This is a genomic window from Hydrogenophaga sp. H7 (assembly GCF_002025745.1).
Classification (GTDB): Bacteria; Pseudomonadota; Gammaproteobacteria; order Burkholderiales; family Burkholderiaceae_C; genus Hydrogenophaga; species Hydrogenophaga pseudoflava.
The window spans coordinates 181,970-198,189 of the sequence record NZ_MCIC01000020.1; the positions used below are offsets into that span (position 1 = coordinate 181,970).

Consider the following 16,220-nt stretch of genomic DNA (forward strand, 5'->3'; position numbering starts at 1 on the left):
TCAGCCGCCTTCCGGTTCCTGGGCCGTAAGTTCGAACGCGGCCTCGGCGCACACCTCGCCGTTGACCTGCAGCTCGATGCGGTGCCGGCCCGGGTAGAGGGTGCGGGTGGTGACCGGGCGCAGGCTGTGGCGCTTGCTCAGGGTGCAGCGTTCGCCCGGCGCCAGCACCAGCTTCCAGCCCTTGAACACCTTGGGGCTGGTGCCGCCGTTGGCGCGCACGTGGTGCACCAGGTAGTCGACCACCAGGGTCTGCGGGGTCGCCGCCGTGCTGTGCAGTTGCGCTTGCAGTCCGATGTCTCCGCCGACGGAGGCTCGGTGCGCCGACAGCTGCAGCCGGGCCTCGCCCTCCAGTCCGCGCGCCAGGCCCCAGACCGCCAGGGTGGGTGCATGGCCCTGCTTGATCAGGCCGCGGCTGGCGTGGCGCAGCAGCGCCTCCCGCTGCGCGCCCGCGCTGGGCCGGTGGGTCTGCACCCAGGCTGCGACGAGGTCCGGATGGTCTTTGGCGATGTCGTTGAGGTGGTTGGCGACGCTGCGTCGCACATAGGCACTGGGGTCGTCCTGCAGGGCGCGCAGCAGGGGCAGCGTCGGCGCCGGATCGGCCACCAGCGCCTGCAGCCGCAGGCCCCAGGGCAGGCGGGGGCGCGAGCCTTCGCTGACCAGCCGGCGCACGTGGGCGCTGGGATCATGAACCCACTGTGCCAGGGTCGCGAACACGGCGTCCGGATGGCGCTGGATGAACGGGCGGATCGCGAACTCGGACGAGAAGCGCTGGGTCAGGGCGTGCAGGCAGGCCAGGGCACGGGGCAGGTCGCCCATGCCGCGCCGCGCCACGAACTCCGCCAGCGACCAGACCACCCAGCCGCGCAGGCCGGGTTCGTCGGTCTCGCCGTGTTCGTTGTTGGCCAGGCCCACCGGTTCGCCCTCGGCGTCGAGCGCGGTCGGTGGCGCGAGGCTGGCCTCGATCAGGTCCGCGGCGTGTGCGAAGCGGTCCGGCAGCGTGGCCTCCAGGGCGTCGGCCAGCTGCATCGCGCGGGCCTTGAATTCGAGCGCATCCAGCCCGCTGGCCGCCTGCTGCTCGAACGCAGCGCGGTTGAAGCGGGGCCACACGCGCTGCAGGTGGCGGCCCGCGGTGTCGACGGTGCGGGTGCTGATCAGGTTCTTGAACGGCTCGGCCATGCCACGGCTCAGGGGTGTTGCGACAGCCGCCGCAGCAGCCCGTCCAGCGCGTGCGCCACGGTGGCCTGCCGCACGGTGGCGCGGTCGCCGTCGAATCGGCGGTGCTCGGTGAACACGCCTTCGGGCGTGGCCCAGCCGAACCAGACCGTGCCCACCGGCTTGTCGGCGGTGCCGCCCGTGGGGCCGGCGATGCCGGTGACCGCCACCGACCAGTGCGCGTGCGCGTTCGCCACCGCGCCCGCGGCCATCGTGCGGGCGACCGCCTCGCTGACCGCGCCATGCGCCTCGATCAGCGCGGCCGGCACGCCCAGCAGCTCGCACTTGGCGGCGTTGGAATAGGTCACGAAGCCGCGCTCGAACCAGTCGCTGGAACCGCTGATCTCGGTGCAGGCGCCGGCGATCAGGCCGCCGGTGCAGCTCTCGGCGGTCGCCATCATCTGGCCGCGCGCCCGCAGGGCCATGGCCAGCTGTTCCACCAGGGTCGGAATGGGGTGCATGGGTCAGTACTTCCAGAGGGCGATGACGAGCAGCGTGCACAGGGCGGCCGCGAAGTCGTCGAGCAGGATGCCGAAGCCGCCGCGCGGGCCGAAGCCCTTGAAGGTGCGGTCGGCCCAGGCCATGGGACCGATCTTCACGGCGTCGAACAGCCGGAACAGCGCAAAGGCGACGAGCTGGCCCCAGAAGCCCGTGGGCATCACCAGCCAGAGCACCAGCCAGAAGGCGACCACCTCGTCCCAGACGATGTGGCCCGAGTCGGCGATGCGCATGTGCCGCGCGGTGACGGTGCAGGCCCACCAGCCGACCAGGGTGGCGGCCCCGATCAGCGCCGCCCAGCGCAGGTCGGTCATGAGGGGCTGCAGCAGCACGAACGCCGCCCAGGCCCAGAGCGTGCCGACGGTGCCGGGCGCGGCGCGCGACAGGCCCGAACCGGCGCCCAGGGCGATGAAGTGCGCCGGGTGGGCGAGCAGGAATTTCAGGTCGGGCCGGTGAATGACCGGTGTGGGAGCGTCGGCGGCCAGGGTCTCGGACATGGCGGGATTATCGGTTCCGCGTCGCGGCCAGCACTCAGGCGAAATGGTCGTAGCTGCGGGCGCTCATCGGCCGCACGCGGCCGTCCGGTCCGAGCAGGCGCAACCCTGCTTCGGCGGTGATGCAACCGATGCGTTGCACCGGGGTGGCACTGGCGGTGCCCGCGCGCAGGATGTGGTCCCGCGCCGACGCGGGAGCGGTGAACAGCAGCTCGTAGTCGTCGCCGCCGTTGAGCAGACACTCCAGGCGGTCCGCGTCGGCCAGCGGTTGCAGGGCCGGCGCCACCGGCAGCGCGGCCAGGTCGATTTCGGCGCCGACGCCGCTGGCCGCGAGGATGTGGCCGAGGTCACCGGCCAGTCCGTCGCTGAGGTCAAGGGCGGCGTGCGCCACACCGGCCAGCGCCTGGCCCAGCGCCAGCCTGGGCGCTGGCCGCTCCAGCCGCTGGCGGCACAGGGCCTCGTCGTCCGGTGCCGCCAGCGCCCAGGCGGTGCCACGCAGCCGCTCCAGCGCCAGCCGCGCCTCGCCGGTGCGACCGCTCAGCCAGAGCTCGTCGCCGGCCCGGGCGGCATCGCGGCGCAGCGCGTGTCCGGGTGTCACTTCGCCGAACACCGTGATGCAGAGGTTCAGCGGGCCACGCGTGGTGTCGCCGCCCACCAGAGGGCAGCCGTGGTCATCGGCCAGGGCCAGCAGGCCGTCAGAGAAGGCGTGCAGCCAGCCGTCGTCGGCCTGGGGCAGGGCCAGCGCCAGCGTGAAACCCAGGGGCCGGGCGCCCATGGCCGCGAGATCGCTGAGATTGACCGCAAGCGCCTTGTGGCCCAGTGCTTGCGGGTCGACATCGGGAAAGAAGTGGTGACCCTCTACCAGCATGTCGCTGGAGATGGCGAGCTGGTGACCAGGGCTGGGCGTGAGCAGGGCGCAGTCGTCGCCAATGCCCAGCGCCACCGCCGGCCCGGACTTCGCGCGCTGGAAATGCCGACGGATCAGCTCGAACTCGCCCACGCCGTCAGCCCCGTGTGGTTTCGGTGTCGGGGGCGTCGGCGCTCAAACCGTCGTCGCTCGCGTCCGGCGGTGGTTCCGCGCCAGGGCGCGGCGGCAGCAGGAAGCTCAGCGGTGCGTGGCGCAGGCGGTGGCGCAGGGCGGCGTAGATGCGGCTGCGGTGCGCGTCGTTGATCGCCTGTGCCTTCAGCGCCAGCCGGAACGCCAGGTAGAAGCTCACCGCCAGGTTGATCGGGCCGACCACGGCCACGCCGGCCACGGCCGACCAGAACGCCGGCTCGCGCAGCACGTCCCCGCCCAGCGACATGGCGGCTGCCGCCACCTGACCGGCAGACAGCGTGACGTGGCGCACCTGCAGGCCCAGGCCGAAGAACTCGGCAAAGGCCGGCACGATGCCCAGCATCAGGCCCAGCGAGATGTTGGCCGCCAGACCGGAGATGTTGCGGCGCAGGAAGCCGGCCCAGCGGTCGGCGCGCGCGCGCCCCAGCCAGCGGGTGGTGCGCGGGTTGTGCCGGATCGCCGAGTCGAGGCGGTGGAACACGAACCAGTTCTCGACCCAGCCCGCGATGATGCTGGAGGAGAACAGCAGCACGCCGGTGAGGGCGGCAAACAGCGCGGTCGGCCCCAGCAGCTGCATGTCGTGCAGCACGTGCTGCGCCTTCTCGGCGTCGATCATGGACGCGCCGGTGAACGCGCTCAGCAGACCGCTGATCAGCATGACCACCGGGATCACCAGGCCGACGTTGCCCAGAATGGCCGCGATCTGCGAACGCAGCAGGTTGGCCACCTCGTCGACGAAGCGCCGCACCGCGCCGGGCTGGCGGATGTCGCGCAGCTTGGCCACCATGGCCGGCGCCGTCACCGCCGGCTGCTTGGTCGCCACGGTCCAGTGCAGCAGCTGCACCAGCACGAAGAAGAAGGCGTAGTTCAGGCCGGCGGCAAAGCCGTTCCAGAACAGCGACAGGCCCAGACCATACAGCGCGAATTTGACCCAGGTGGTGATGCCGATCAGCGCGCCGCCGCCGGCCGCCTTGCCCAGCATTTGCCGGTATTCGGCCGCGTCGCGGGTGATGTAGTGCTCCCCGCTCTCGGCGCTGCGCTCGGCCACCTTGGCCGCGGTCAGGTGCGAGCTGCTGGCGATCAGCGCGCGCAGGCTGCGGTTGTCGTGGCCCATCTGGGCCAGGTCGGCCAGCAGGGCCGCCGTGGCGCGCTCGGGCTGGGCCGACTGCAGGCAGTCCAGCAGGGACTTGGCGCGCAGCACGCGCTCGCGCAGCTGGCGCAGCCGGAACACGATGCCGACCGAGACGCCGTGGGCGTCCAGGTGGGTGTAGACCGAGTAGGCCGCGTGGCGGCAGGCATCCAGCTGCGTGCGCAGGTGGGTGGCCGCGGCCTGCACCTCGGCGCTGTGCACGCCATGGGCCAGCACCGCGTCGCGCAGGTCTTCCATGTCGACCGGCAGCTGGTGGAAGGTGCGCTCCGACTTGGCGGCCTCGGACATGCGCACGCGGATCTCGGCCGCGTAGCCGGTGGCGGTGATCTGGCCCACGCAGAACACCAGCGCATCCAGCAGGGACCGTTCCCACAGGCCGGCTCCGGTGGCCGCTGGTTCGTCAGGACTCGGGCTGAACAGCAGCGCGTGCAGCCGGTGCAGCGTCTGGCTGTCCAGGGCGCGCAGCCAGCGCACATCGTCGGCCGTGGGCAGCAGCAGGTCGAACAGCGCGCCCAGGTCGGTGGTCTCGGGCGTGCCGGGCAGCAGCTTCTTGCGCACGCGGTGGCCGAATTCGCTCAGGAAGGCGGTGCGCGGGGCGAAGCCGTGGTCGGCCAGCAGCGGCGCCAGGTCCACGGTGTCGGTGAAGCGGCGCCACCAGGCGCGCCAGCGGCGCACCCAGCCTGGGCGTGCCTGGGCGGTGTCCAGCAGCACCTGCAACCGGGCCACGCTGGCCCGGGCATCGCCGTCGGTGCCGCGCACCCATTGCAGCACCTCGATCAGCCAGAGGTGCCGCTCGGCCAGCGGCGCCCCGGGGTCCAGCCGGTCGAGCAGTCGGACCGGGTCCACAGCGCTGGTCACAGCCCGGCCTGCGTCAGTGCAGCACGCGCGGCGGCTGGTCGCTGCCACCGCCGCCGTCGGCCACCAGCGCGAACTCGGGCACCTCGGCCTCGAAGCGCTCGCCGTCTTCGGCCACGCAGAAGTAGCTGCCGCGCATGCTGCCCGAGCGCGTGCCCAGGCGGGTGCCGCTGGTGTACTGGAACGACTCGCCCGGCCGCAGCAGCGGCTGGTGGCCGACCACGCCCAGCCCCTTGACCTCCTCGGTGTGGCCGCGGGCGTCGTCGATGATCCAGTGGCGCGAAATCAGCTGTGCCGTCACGTCACCGGTGTTGGTGATGGTGATGGTGTAGGCGAAGGCGTAGATGTCCTCGTCCGGCGCGGACTGTTCGGCCAGGTACTGAGGCTCGACCTCGCAGGTGAACTGGTATTTCGGCATGGCGGGCATGTTACCGCGGCGCCGCATAACCCGGCAGGCCCTGCGAAAATGGCGGAATTGCGCCCATCCGGACCTTTTTCATGACCACCTACCGCATTGCCCCGTCCATCCTGTCCGCCGACTTCGCCCGCCTGGGGGAGGAGGTGAAGAACGTCATCGCCGCCGGCGCCGACTGGGTCCATTTCGACGTGATGGACAACCACTACGTGCCCAACCTGACCTTCGGTCCCATGGTCTGCCAGGCGCTCAAGCCACACGCGAAAAAGCCCGACGGCACGCCGGTGCCGATCGACGTGCACCTGATGATCCAGCCGGTGGATGCGCTGGCCGGCGCCTTCATCGACGCCGGTGCCGATCTGGTGAGCTTCCACCCCGACGCCAGTGCCCACGTGCACCGCAGCGTGCAAGCCATCAAGGCCAAAGGCGCCCAGGCCGGCCTGACTTTCAATCCCGCTCAGCCGCTGGACGTGCTGGACTGGGTGATCGAGGACATCGACCTGATCCTCATCATGAGCGTCAACCCAGGTTTCGGCGGCCAGAGCTTCATCGACTCGGCGCTGCGCAAGATCGAGCAGGCGCGCAAGCGCATCGAAGCCAGCGGCAAGGACATCCGCCTGGAAGTGGACGGCGGCATCAAGGCCGACAACATCCGCCGCGTGGCCGACGCCGGCGCCGACACCTTCGTGGCCGGCAGCGCGATTTTTGGCAAGCCGGATTACAAGGCTGTGATCGATCAGATGCGCGCTGCGCTCGCCTGATGCTGGCCGGCATCAAGGCGGTGATCGTCGATCTCGACGGCACCATGGTCGACACGCTGGGCGACTTCGAGGAGGCCCTCAACCGCACCCTGGCCGACCTGGACCTGCCGCCGGTCACGCGCGCCCTGATTGAGCGCACCGTCGGCAAAGGTTCGGAGCACCTGATCCGGTCGGTGCTTGCGCATCATCTGGCCCTGCCCGAGGTGACCGGGCTGTCCAATGTCTGCCAGGCGCGCAGCGTCGACACGCTCTATGAGCCCGCCTGGCAGCGCTACCAGCACCACTACCTGCGCATCAACGGCGAGTTCTCCGCGGTCTACCCGGGTGTGGTCGAGGGGCTGGCGATACTGAAGTCAATGCGGCTGCCGATGGCCTGCCTGACGAACAAGCCGCTGGCGTTTGCGCAGGGCCTGCTCAAGGCCAAGGCGCTCGACGGGTATTTCGGCTGGGTGTTCGGTGGCGACAGTTTCGAGCGCAAGAAGCCCGACCCGATGCCCATCCTGGGCACCTGCGCCGCCATGGGCGTCGAGCCCGGACGGGCCTTGATGGTCGGGGATTCCCAGAACGACGCCCTGGCGTCGCGTGCGGCGGGCTGCACGGTCGCGCTGGTCACCTACGGCTACAACCACGGCCAGCCGGTGGCGCAGGCTCCGCACGACCTGCTGGTGGACTCGCTGCTTGAACTGGCGGAGCGCCTTACTTCTTGATCCCGAGCAGGGCGTCCTTGAGCTGCCAGTCGGCCGGCTTGGGGCCGAGCCAGATGCGCATCAGGGCCTCGAAGAACTCCGGTTCCCGGAACGGCTCGCCTTCCACCTGGCCTTTGACCGTGAGCACGGTCCCGGTGCCGGGAATCCAGTCGAGCATGAAGTTCTCGCCTGTCTTGAGCACCTTGTGGTTGGTGAACACCTGGCTCATGCGCATCACGCCCGGGATGAGCTTGGCAAAGCTGCCCTTTTCCATGTTGTCTTCCATGCCGCGGGAGAACAGCTTGCCCAGTTCTGCCGAGTCGATGTCGCGCAGCATGGTGATGGTCATGCGCTTGGGGCCGGGCTGGTCCAGCAGCGCGTCGGTTGTGCTGGCGGGCTTCTCCACGTAGAAGCCAGCGGTGTAGACCTTGAACACCGCCTTGTAGCGGACGCCGGCACCGTTGAGGGTCAGGGGCTTTCCGGCCAATGTCACCCGGTCTTCGAGCTTGACGCCTGCCACCTCCACCGTCGCAGCCAGGGTCGGCAGGCTGGCCACGGCCAAGGCGCTCGCCAGGACGAGCCGGGGCACAAACAGGTGAAGACGCGGCGTATTCATGGGATGGCTCCAAATAGAACGATCGTTCGTTTTTGCATTGTCCGCAAACCCGGAACCGGAAACAAGCTCGGGATGACCCTGAGGTGTTTGCCGGTCGATGACCGGCGCCTCGCAGGCGACGCGCTTTGCTACACTGCGCCGTCATGTTCGCTTCTCTCACGTTCTCTGCAGGTTTTGCACCTGGCCGCAATGGTCGGGGAGCCTGGCCCTGGCGCAAGCCAGCGTAAACGTGCACTCCCCCCTCTGAAGGGGCACGGGCCGGCCCGCAGCGTCCGTCCAGCGCCCCGCAAGCCTGCAGCCGATCCGGCTGCATCCCTCACAGACGGTCCCTGGCACCGCCCAGGCACCCCGGAGCAAGAACCGTGATCACCGAACTCGAATTCAAGAGCCTCACGCAACAGGGCTACAACCGCATCCCGCTGATGGTCGAGGCCTTCGCGGACCTCGAAACCCCGCTCTCGCTGTACCTCAAGCTGGCCCATGACCGGGGCGATGGCGCCAACAGTTTCCTGCTCGAATCCGTCGTTGGCGGCGAGCGCTTCGGTCGCTACAGCTTCATCGGCCTGCCTGCCCGCACCCTGCTGCGCGCCAGCGGTTTCGGTGCCGAGGCCAGGACCGAGGTGGTCCGCGACGGCGTGGTGGTCGAAACGAACCACGGCAATCCGCTGGACTTCATCGCCGCCTACCAGCAGCGCTTCAAGGTCGCGCTGCGGCCAGGCCTGCCGCGTTTCTGCGGCGGTCTGGCGGGCTATTTCGGTTACGACGCGGTGCGCTACATCGAGAAGAAGCTGGAGCACACCTGTCCGCCCGACACGCTGGGTACACCCGACATCCTGCTGCTGCAGTGCGAGGAACTGGCGGTCATCGACAACCTCTCGGGCAAGCTCTACCTGATCGTCTACGCCGACCCGGCCCAGCCGGAGGCCTACGCCAACGCCAAGAAGCGCCTGCGCGAGCTCAAGGAGGCACTCAAGTACTCGGTGGCGGCGCCGGTGGTCAAACCCAGCCAGAGCCATCCGGCCCAGCGCAGCTTCGCCAAGGACGACTACCTGAAGTCGGTCGAACGCGCCAAGGAACTGATCGCCGCGGGCGACTTCATGCAGGTGCAGGTGGGCCAGCGCATCAGCAAGCGCTACACCGAGTCGCCGCTGTCGCTCTACCGCGCGCTGCGCTCGCTCAACCCCAGCCCCTACATGTACTACTACCACTTCGGGGACTTCCACGTGGTGGGGGCGTCGCCCGAGATCCTGGTGCGCCAGGAGCACACGCAAGAGGGGCAGAAGGTCATCATCCGCCCGCTGGCCGGCACCCGCCCGCGCGGCGCCACGCCCGAGAAGGACAAGGCGACCGAGGTCGAGCTGCTGGCCGATCCCAAGGAGCGCGCCGAGCATGTGATGCTGATCGACCTGGCGCGCAACGACATCGGCCGCATCGCCAAGATCGGCACGGTCAAGGTGACCGAGGCCTTCGTGGTCGAGCGCTACAGCCACGTCATGCACATCGTGAGCAACGTCGAGGGCGTGCTGAACGACGGCATGACCAACATGGACGTGCTCAAGGCCACCTTCCCGGCCGGCACGCTGACCGGTGCGCCCAAGGTGCATGCCATGGAACTGATCGACCAGCTCGAACCGGTCAAACGCGGCATTTACGGCGGCGCCTGCGGGTATCTCAGCTACGCCGGCGACATGGACGTGGCGATCGCCATCCGCACCGCGATCATCAAGGACCAGACCCTGCACGTGCAGGCCGCGGCCGGTGTGGTGGCCGACTCGGTGCCCGAGATGGAATGGAGGGAAACCGAACACAAGGCGCGGGCGCTGCTGCGCGCCGCGGAACTGGTCGAGGAGGGGCTGGAATGAGCAAGAAGATTCAACTGCTGATGGTGGACAACTACGACTCGTTCACCTTCAACATCGTGCAGTACTTCGGTGAATTGGGTGCCGACGTGACCGTGGTGCGCAACGACGAGATCACGGTGGACGAGATCCAGCGCCGGCTCGACGCCGGCCAGATCGACCGCCTGGTCATCTCGCCCGGCCCCTGCTCGCCGGCCGAGGCCGGCATCTCGGTGCCGGCCATCCAGCACTTTGCCGGCAAGCTGCCCATCCTCGGCGTCTGCCTGGGTCATCAGGCTGTCGGAGCAGCCTTCGGCGGCAAGATCATCCGGGCGCAGGAGCTGATGCACGGCAAGACCAGCGTGATCACCACCACGCAGGAGGGGGTGTTCGCGAACCTGCCCGAGCAGTTCACGGTCAACCGCTACCACTCGCTGGCCATCGAACGTGAAAGCTGCCCCGACTGCCTCAAGGTCACGGCCTGGACGCCGGACGGCGAGATCATGGGCGTCAAGCACAAGACCCTGGCCATCGAAGGCGTTCAGTTCCACCCCGAGAGCATCCTGACCGAGCACGGGCACGCCATGCTCAAGAACTTCCTGGAGCAGGCATGAAAACTGTCGATCTGCGCAGCGACACTGTCACCCAACCCACGGCCGCCATGCGGGAGGCCATGATGGCCGCGCCGCTGGGCGACGATGTGTTCGGCGATGATCCGACGGTCAACGCGCTGCAGGAACACATGGCAGCGCTGACCGGCAAGGAGGCCGCGCTGTTCATGCCCTCGGGCACGCAGAGCAACCTCTGCGGCATCCTGGCGCATTGCGGACGCGGTGACGAGTACATCGTCGGTCAGCTGGCCCACACCTACCGCTACGAGGGTGGCGGCGCGGCGGTGTTCGGCAGTGTCCAGCCGCAGCCGCTGACGCAGGATGCCCAGGGTCGCATGGCGCTCCCCGACATTGCCGCGGCCATCAAACCCGACGATCCGCACTTCGCGCGCACCCGCCTGCTGTGCCTGGAAAACACCTGGAACGGCCATGTGATGCCCGACGACTACCTGCGCGGTGCCGCGGCGCTGGCGCGCGAGAGGGGCCTCAACACCCATCTGGATGGCGCGCGCGTATTCAACGCTGCTGTCGCGTCGGCCGCGCCGGAGCAGACCACGTTCGCCCGCCTGCGCGAGATCGCCGACCATTTCGACAGCCTGTCGGTCTGCTTCAGCAAGGGCCTGGGCGCGCCGGTCGGTTCGGCCCTGTGCGGCTCGCGCGAACTGATCGCCCGCGCCCGCCGCATCCGCAAGATGGCCGGTGGCGGGCTGCGCCAGGCGGGGCTGCTCGCCGCCTGCGCGCTGCACGCGCTGGACTACCATGTGGATCGCCTGGCCGATGACCACGCCAACGCACGGCGGCTGGCCGACGGCCTGCGCGGCATCGATGGTCTGACGGTGAAATCGGCTGAAACCAACATCGTCTTCGTCGACGTGGCCGATGGCCAAGGTCCGGCGTTGCTGGAGTTCTTGAAAGCGAACGGCGTGCTGGCCACCGGGCTGATCGGCCTGCGTTTCGTGACCCACCTCGATGTGGACACCGCTGGCATCGACCATGCCCTCGCCACCGTGCGCCGCTTCTTTGTCGAGGCGCCCGCAGCGGGCACCGTAGCCGGGCGCACCGGCCCTTACTGATCGGTCCAGGAACAACGCCATGCCCGATTCGACGCAACTTCTCATGTTCATCGCGGCGGGCTGGCTGCTCAACCTCACGCCCGGCCCCGATGTGCTCTACATCGTCAGCAGCGCGCTCAAGAGCGGTGTGCGGGCCGGCATGGTGGCCGCGCTGGGGATCGTCAGCGGCTGCTTCGTCCACGTGTTTGCCGCCGCCCTCGGCGTCGGCGCGTTGCTGGCCACCTCAGCCACAGCTTTCACCTTGCTCAAGTGGGCGGGTGCGGCTTACCTGATGTGGATGGGCGTCAAGTTGCTGCTGGCCAAGGGCGGTGATTCTTCCATCGTGCCGGCGGGCGTGAGCGCGGAGGTGGCGGCGGTGAATCTGTGGCGCGTGTACCGCCAAGGTTTTCTGACCAATGTCCTGAACCCCAAGGTGGCGCTGTTCTTCCTGGCCTTTGTGCCGCAGTTCATCGCGCCGGGCACCGAGGACAAGGTGACCGCCTTTCTGCTGCTGGGTCTGCTGTTCAACCTGAACTCGCTGCCGATCAACTTCGGCTACGCCTGGCTGGCCGGCTGGGCCTCGCGCCGCGTTGGTGCGGTGCAGCGCGCCATGCACTGGATGGACCGCGCGGCCGGCCTCATGTTCATCGGCTTTGGCCTCAAGCTCGCCCTGTCCGACAATCCTTCCCGCTGATTTCCGGAGACCCCCATGCCCCACGCCCACAAGATCACCCCGCAGGAAGCCCTGCAGCGCACCATCGAGCACCGCGAAATCTTCCACGACGAGATGCTGCACCTCATGCGCATGATCATGGGTGGCGAGATGTCGCCCGTGATGATGGCGGCCCTGATCACCGGGCTGCGCGTGAAGAAAGAAACCATCGGCGAGATCACCGCCGCTGCTCAGGTGATGCGCGAGTTCTCGACCAAGGTCCATGTGGCCGACAAGACGCACCTGGTGGACATCGTGGGCACGGGCGGCGACGGCTCGCACACGTTCAACATCTCCACCTGCTCCATGTTCGTGGCTGCCGCTGCGGGCGCCAAGGTCAGCAAGCACGGCGGACGCAGTGTCTCCAGCAAAAGCGGCAGCGCCGACGTGCTGGAGAGCCTGGGAATCAACATCAACCTGCCGCCGGACGTGATCGCGCGCAGCATCGCCGAGGTGGGTGTGGGCTTCATGTTCGCCCCCAACCACCACCCGGCCATGAAGAACGTGGCGCCGGTGCGTCGCGAGCTGGGCATCAAGACCATCTTCAACATTCTTGGCCCGCTGACCAATCCGGCCTCGGCGCCCAACATCCTGATGGGCGTGTTCCACCCCGACCTGGTCGGCATTCAGGTGCGCGCGCTGCAGCGGCTGGGCGCCGAGCATGCGGTCGTGGTCTATGGCCGGGACGGCATGGACGAAGTGTCGCTGGGCGCTGCCACCATGGTGGGGGAACTTAAGAACGGCGAGATCGCCGAGTACGAAATCCACCCCGAGGATTTCGGCCTGACCATGGCCAGCAGCCGCGCGCTGCGCGTGGAGACGCCCGAGGACTCCAAGGCGATGCTGCTGGGCGTGCTGGAGAACCGGGACGATCCAGTGCTCAAGGCGGCCCGCGACATCGTGGCGCTCAACGCCGGCGTGGCGCTCTACGCGGCCAACGTCGCCCCCGACATGGCGCAGGGCATTGCGCTGGCGCGCCGAACCCTTGAATCGGGCGCGGCGGCGGCCAAGCTGCGCGAGCTGCAGGTGTTCACCCAGTCGGCTGTCGCTGGCGCGGGCGTCTGAGGTGCTCCGTGCCCGTGTGGCTGCAGAGCGAAGGCGCCTGGATTGCGTTGGGCGTCTCCGCCCTGTTCATCATCGCCGGTGTGGTCATGCACCGCGTCATCAAGAAGGTGCTGCAGACTCCGCGGCCCGAGGAATCGCAGAAACATGAGTGACATCCTGAACCAGATCGTCGCGGTCAAGCGCGAAGAGATCGCCGCCGCGCGCAAGAAGAAGCCGTTGGAGGCGATGCGCTTTGATGCCGAAAGCCGTGTGCTGACCCGCGATTTCGAAGGTGCGTTGCGCGCCAAGATCGCCGCGGGACAAGCGGCGGTGATTGCCGAGATAAAAAAAGCCAGTCCGAGCAAGGGCGTGATTCGCGAGGACTTCATTCCCGCCGACATTGCCCAGAGCTATGCCGAGGGCGATGGCCGGGTCAGTGCAGCCTGCCTGTCGGTGCTGACCGACCGCCAGTTCTTCCAGGGCGGCGCGGACTACCTCAAGCAGGCGCGAGCCAGCTGCGATCTGCCGGTGCTGCGCAAAGACTTCATGGTCGACCCCTACCAGGTCTACGAGGCCCGGGCCATGGGGGCGGACTGCATCCTGCTGATCGCCGCCTGCCTGGACGATGCGCAGATGGCCGACCTGGAGGCCATCGCCATGGGCATGAACATGGCGGTGCTGGTCGAGGTGCACGACCGCGACGAGCTGCATCGTGCGCTCAGGCTGAAATCGCCACTGCTGGGCATCAACAACCGGAACCTGCGCACTTTCGAAGTGACCCTGCAAACCACCCTGGACATGCTGCCCGAGGTGCCGGCCGACCGGCTGCTGGTCACCGAGTCCGGGATCCTCGGGCGAGAGAATGTGCGAACCATGCGCGAGGCTGGTGTGCATGCCTTCCTGGTGGGCGAGGCCTTCATGCGTGCACCCGAGCCCGGGCTGGCGCTGGCCGAGCTGTTTTCCTGAATCGCGTTCATGCGACAGGAATCTTTTGAATGGGACGGCGTGGCGCCGACGCGGCCATCGACCGATCCGGTGCCCTGGCTCAGGGAGATCGACCCGGCGCGTTGGCCGGTCGCAGAGACCTGGCGCCCGGTGCTCGACCGATTCTGGTCGGACAAGGCCGGACAGGGGCTGCTGGCTTTCCTTCGCGAACGCCTGCGGGTCGGCGCGGTGATCTATCCGCCGGAACCTTTGCGGGCCTTGTCCTGGGGGGGGGCGGCCGATGTCCGTGTGGTGATCGTCGGGCAGGACCCTTATCACGGGCCAGGTCAGGCCGAAGGGCTGGCGTTTTCAGTGGCGTCGGGTGTGCGCAAACCCCCGAGCCTGCGCAACATTTTCAAGGAGCTATGCCGTGACCTCGGACTGCCGGAGCCGGAAGATGGCTCACTGGCGCCGTGGGCGCGACAAGGCGTGTTGCTGCTCAACACCTGCCTGACGGTGGAGGATGGTCAGGCGGGTAGTCATGCAGGGCAGGGCTGGGAAGTGCTCACCGATGCCGTCATCGAGGCTTGCAGTGCATCTGCCGTGCCAAAGGTGTTTTTGTTGTGGGGGGCTCACGCCCAGAAGAAGGCCGACTTGATCGATGTGTCCCGCCACAAGGTGCTGTGTGCCAACCACCCGTCACCCTTGTCTGCCAGTCGCGGTCCGGTCCCGTTCCTGGGGTGTGGCCACTTTGGTGCGGCGAACCGGTGGCTGGCGGAGCAGGGTGTTGCTCCAATTGACTGGTCGTTGATGGCGTTGAGTGACACGGTCAAAAAAACCGTGGCATAATGTCGGGCTGCGTTTGTGGAGGGGTGGCCGAGTGGTTAATGGCAGCAGACTGTAAATCTGCCCTCTTGCGAGTACGCTGGTTCGAATCCAGCCCCCTCCACCAATGACTGCAGATGTGAGAGCGATGGAAATCTGTGCGGGAGTAGTTCAATGGTAGAGCCCCAGCCTTCCAAGCTGATGACGCGGGTTCGATTCCCGTCTCCCGCTCCATCTTTGGTTGTTGACTCCGCCTGACCAGCGGGCGTGGATTTTGAATTTCAGGGTATCCGGCGTGTGTCGGATGTCTTGGCCCTTGTGGCTCAGTGGTAGAGCACTCCCTTGGTAAGGGAGAGGTCGCGGGTCCGATTCCCGCCAAGGGCACCATCTTTGTTCTGGTGTTTCGGCAATTTTGTTTTGGAGCTGAAAAATGGCAAAAGAGAAATTTGAGCGGACCAAGCCGCACGTGAACGTGGGCACGATTGGTCACGTGGACCACGGCAAGACGACGCTGACGGCTGCCATCACCACGGTGCTGGCTGCCAAGTTCGGTGGCGCCGCCAAGGCCTACGACCAGATCGACGCGGCTCCTGAAGAGAAGGCTCGTGGCATCACCATCAACACCGCACACGTGGAATACGAGACGGCCAACCGCCACTACGCCCACGTGGACTGCCCCGGTCACGCCGACTACGTCAAGAACATGATCACCGGTGCTGCCCAGATGGACGGCGCCATCCTGGTGTGCTCGGCCGCCGACGGCCCGATGCCCCAGACCCGCGAACACATCCTGCTGGCCCGCCAGGTGGGTGTTCCCTACATCATCGTGTTCCTGAACAAGTGCGACATGGTGGACGATGCCGAGCTGCTGGAGCTGGTTGAAATGGAAGTGCGCGAGCTGCTCTCCAAGTACGACTTCCCCGGCGACGACACCCCCATTGTCAAGGGTTCGGCCAAACTGGCGCTGGAAGGCGACAAGGGCGATCTGGGCGAGCAGGCCATCATGCGCCTGGCCGACGCGCTGGACAGCTACATCCCCACGCCTGAGCGTGCTGTGGATGGTGCCTTCCTGATGCCTGTGGAAGACGTGTTCTCCATCTCTGGTCGCGGCACCGTGGTGACCGGTCGTATCGAGCGCGGCATCATCAAGGTCGGCGAAGAAATCGAAATCGTCGGTATCGCCGCCACCCAGAAGACCACCTGCACCGGCGTGGAGATGTTCCGCAAGCTGCTGGACCAGGGTCAGGCTGGCGACAACGTCGGTATCCTGCTGCGCGGCACCAAGCGCGAAGAAGTGCAGCGCGGCCAGGTGCTGTGCAAGCCCGGCTCCATCAAGCCGCACACGCACTTCACCGGCGAGGTGTACGTGCTGTCCAAGGACGAAGGTGGCCGTCACACGCCGTTCTTCAACAACTACCGCCCGCAGTTCTACTTCCGCACGACGGACGTGACCGGTGCCATCGAGCTGCC

The 16,220-nt window shown here is 67.7% G+C and carries 18 protein-coding genes and 3 tRNA genes; 14 read left to right on the top strand and 7 right to left on the bottom strand.

From position 1 onward, the window contains the following. From BC358_RS21585 to apaG, 6 genes are read right to left on the bottom strand one after another with little or no spacing between them, the layout of a single operon-like run. On the bottom strand, positions 1 to 1,176 hold the full coding sequence (locus BC358_RS21585; protein ID WP_079367418.1) for a DNA alkylation repair protein: 1,176 nt from the start codon (positions 1,174 to 1,176) through the stop codon (positions 1 to 3). An 8-nt stretch (positions 1,177 to 1,184) separates the two neighbouring features. Then, positions 1,185 to 1,673 (bottom strand): CinA family protein, encoded by a 489-nt coding sequence (locus BC358_RS21590; protein WP_066156705.1) that lies wholly within the window; start codon positions 1,671 to 1,673, stop codon positions 1,185 to 1,187. 3 nt (positions 1,674 to 1,676) lie between these two features. Then, positions 1,677 to 2,207 carry a phosphatidylglycerophosphatase A gene (locus tag BC358_RS21595; RefSeq protein ID WP_079367419.1) on the bottom strand — a complete coding sequence of 177 codons (531 nt, stop codon included), beginning with the start codon at positions 2,205 to 2,207 and terminating at the stop codon, positions 1,677 to 1,679. 34 nt (positions 2,208 to 2,241) lie between these two features. Beyond that, positions 2,242 to 3,204 (bottom strand): thiamine-phosphate kinase, encoded by a 963-nt coding sequence (gene thiL, locus BC358_RS21600; protein ID WP_079367420.1) that lies wholly within the window; start codon positions 3,202 to 3,204, stop codon positions 2,242 to 2,244. Positions 3,205 to 3,208: 4 nt separating this feature from the next. Beyond that, positions 3,209 to 5,257: a site-specific recombinase gene (locus tag BC358_RS21605; protein WP_079367444.1), complete on the bottom strand. Its 2,049-nt coding sequence runs from the start codon at positions 5,255 to 5,257 to the stop codon at positions 3,209 to 3,211. Positions 5,258 to 5,282: 25 nt separating this feature from the next. Further along, on the bottom strand, positions 5,283 to 5,684 hold the full coding sequence (gene apaG / locus BC358_RS21610) for a Co2+/Mg2+ efflux protein ApaG (RefSeq protein WP_079367445.1): 402 nt from the start codon (positions 5,682 to 5,684) through the stop codon (positions 5,283 to 5,285). An 80-nt stretch (positions 5,685 to 5,764) separates the two neighbouring features. Between apaG and rpe the strand changes: the two genes are divergently transcribed. Continuing rightward, the gene (rpe, locus tag BC358_RS21615) at positions 5,765 to 6,442 is read left to right on the top strand and encodes a ribulose-phosphate 3-epimerase (protein ID WP_066156694.1); all 678 of its coding nucleotides are present in this window, start codon (positions 5,765 to 5,767) and stop codon (positions 6,440 to 6,442) included. Further along, complete coding sequence (gene gph / locus BC358_RS21620; protein WP_079367421.1) at positions 6,442 to 7,149, top strand: phosphoglycolate phosphatase; 708 nt, start codon at positions 6,442 to 6,444, stop codon at positions 7,147 to 7,149. The genes rpe and gph overlap by 1 nt, the downstream gene beginning before the upstream one ends. Here the strand turns inward: gph and BC358_RS21625 are convergent. Continuing rightward, complete coding sequence (locus BC358_RS21625; protein ID WP_066156688.1) at positions 7,139 to 7,744, bottom strand: chalcone isomerase family protein; 606 nt, start codon at positions 7,742 to 7,744, stop codon at positions 7,139 to 7,141. The genes gph and BC358_RS21625 overlap by 11 nt on opposite strands. A 362-nt stretch (positions 7,745 to 8,106) precedes the next feature. Here BC358_RS21625 and trpE point away from each other — a divergent pair, with 362 nt between their 5' ends. The 12 genes from trpE to tuf form a co-directional block, all read left to right on the top strand. Beyond that, on the top strand, positions 8,107 to 9,606 hold the full coding sequence (gene trpE / locus BC358_RS21630; protein ID WP_079367422.1) for an anthranilate synthase component I: 1,500 nt from the start codon (positions 8,107 to 8,109) through the stop codon (positions 9,604 to 9,606). Beyond that, positions 9,603 to 10,196 carry an aminodeoxychorismate/anthranilate synthase component II gene (locus BC358_RS21635; protein WP_079367423.1) on the top strand — a complete coding sequence of 198 codons (594 nt, stop codon included), beginning with the start codon at positions 9,603 to 9,605 and terminating at the stop codon, positions 10,194 to 10,196. Before trpE ends, BC358_RS21635 begins: the two co-directional genes overlap by 4 nt. After that, a complete protein-coding gene (gene ltaE, locus BC358_RS21640; protein ID WP_079367425.1) occupies positions 10,193 to 11,266 on the top strand; it encodes a low-specificity L-threonine aldolase in 1,074 nt (357 codons plus the stop codon). Before BC358_RS21635 ends, ltaE begins: the two co-directional genes overlap by 4 nt. A gap of 19 nt (positions 11,267 to 11,285) precedes the next feature. Beyond that, positions 11,286 to 11,939, top strand: coding sequence for a LysE family translocator (locus tag BC358_RS21645; RefSeq protein WP_079367426.1), 654 nt, complete (start codon positions 11,286 to 11,288; stop codon positions 11,937 to 11,939). A 15-nt stretch (positions 11,940 to 11,954) separates the two neighbouring features. After that, positions 11,955 to 13,022, top strand: a complete 1,068-nt coding sequence (trpD, locus tag BC358_RS21650; RefSeq protein ID WP_079367427.1) for an anthranilate phosphoribosyltransferase — start codon at positions 11,955 to 11,957, stop codon at positions 13,020 to 13,022. An 8-nt stretch (positions 13,023 to 13,030) separates the two neighbouring features. Further along, positions 13,031 to 13,174 (top strand): hypothetical protein, encoded by a 144-nt coding sequence (locus BC358_RS22175; protein WP_157576303.1) that lies wholly within the window; start codon positions 13,031 to 13,033, stop codon positions 13,172 to 13,174. Beyond that, positions 13,167 to 13,967: an indole-3-glycerol phosphate synthase TrpC gene (gene trpC / locus BC358_RS21655; protein ID WP_079367428.1), complete on the top strand. Its 801-nt coding sequence runs from the start codon at positions 13,167 to 13,169 to the stop codon at positions 13,965 to 13,967. Before BC358_RS22175 ends, trpC begins: the two co-directional genes overlap by 8 nt. Positions 13,968 to 13,976: 9 nt before the next feature. Next, positions 13,977 to 14,774: a uracil-DNA glycosylase gene (locus BC358_RS21660; protein ID WP_079367429.1), complete on the top strand. Its 798-nt coding sequence runs from the start codon at positions 13,977 to 13,979 to the stop codon at positions 14,772 to 14,774. A gap of 17 nt (positions 14,775 to 14,791) precedes the next feature. Beyond that, positions 14,792 to 14,877 (top strand) — tRNA-Tyr (locus BC358_RS21665). Positions 14,878 to 14,910: 33 nt separating this feature from the next. Continuing rightward, a tRNA-Gly gene (locus tag BC358_RS21670) sits at positions 14,911 to 14,984 on the top strand. Positions 14,985 to 15,062: 78 nt separating this feature from the next. After that, a tRNA-Thr gene (locus BC358_RS21675) sits at positions 15,063 to 15,137 on the top strand. A 43-nt stretch (positions 15,138 to 15,180) separates the two neighbouring features. Beyond that, positions 15,181 to 16,220: elongation factor Tu (gene tuf, locus BC358_RS21680; RefSeq protein ID WP_079366546.1), on the top strand; the 1,040-nt coding region annotated here is incomplete at its 3' end.

Bases quoted from the DNA above. Each gene is read 5' to 3' on its own strand.
- BC358_RS21635 (WP_079367423.1), top strand. From the start codon at position 9,603: ATGAGCAAGAAGATTCAACTGCTGATGGTGGACAACTACGACTCGTTC.
- ltaE (WP_079367425.1), top strand. From the start codon at position 10,193: ATGAAAACTGTCGATCTGCGCAGCGACACTGTCACCCAACCCACGGCC.
- BC358_RS21590 (WP_066156705.1), bottom strand. From the start codon at position 1,673: ATGCACCCCATTCCGACCCTGGTGGAACAGCTGGCCATGGCCCTGCGG.
- trpD (WP_079367427.1), top strand. From the start codon at position 11,955: ATGCCCCACGCCCACAAGATCACCCCGCAGGAAGCCCTGCAGCGCACC.
- BC358_RS21625 (WP_066156688.1), bottom strand. From the start codon at position 7,744: ATGAATACGCCGCGTCTTCACCTGTTTGTGCCCCGGCTCGTCCTGGCG.
- gph (WP_079367421.1), top strand. From the start codon at position 6,442: ATGCTGGCCGGCATCAAGGCGGTGATCGTCGATCTCGACGGCACCATG.
- BC358_RS21585 (WP_079367418.1), bottom strand. From the start codon at position 1,176: ATGGCCGAGCCGTTCAAGAACCTGATCAGCACCCGCACCGTCGACACC.
- BC358_RS21645 (WP_079367426.1), top strand. From the start codon at position 11,286: ATGCCCGATTCGACGCAACTTCTCATGTTCATCGCGGCGGGCTGGCTG.
- trpC (WP_079367428.1), top strand. From the start codon at position 13,167: ATGAGTGACATCCTGAACCAGATCGTCGCGGTCAAGCGCGAAGAGATC.
- BC358_RS21595 (WP_079367419.1), bottom strand. From the start codon at position 2,207: ATGTCCGAGACCCTGGCCGCCGACGCTCCCACACCGGTCATTCACCGG.
- rpe (WP_066156694.1), top strand. From the start codon at position 5,765: ATGACCACCTACCGCATTGCCCCGTCCATCCTGTCCGCCGACTTCGCC.
- BC358_RS21660 (WP_079367429.1), top strand. From the start codon at position 13,977: ATGCGACAGGAATCTTTTGAATGGGACGGCGTGGCGCCGACGCGGCCA.
- apaG (WP_079367445.1), bottom strand. From the start codon at position 5,684: ATGCCGAAATACCAGTTCACCTGCGAGGTCGAGCCTCAGTACCTGGCC.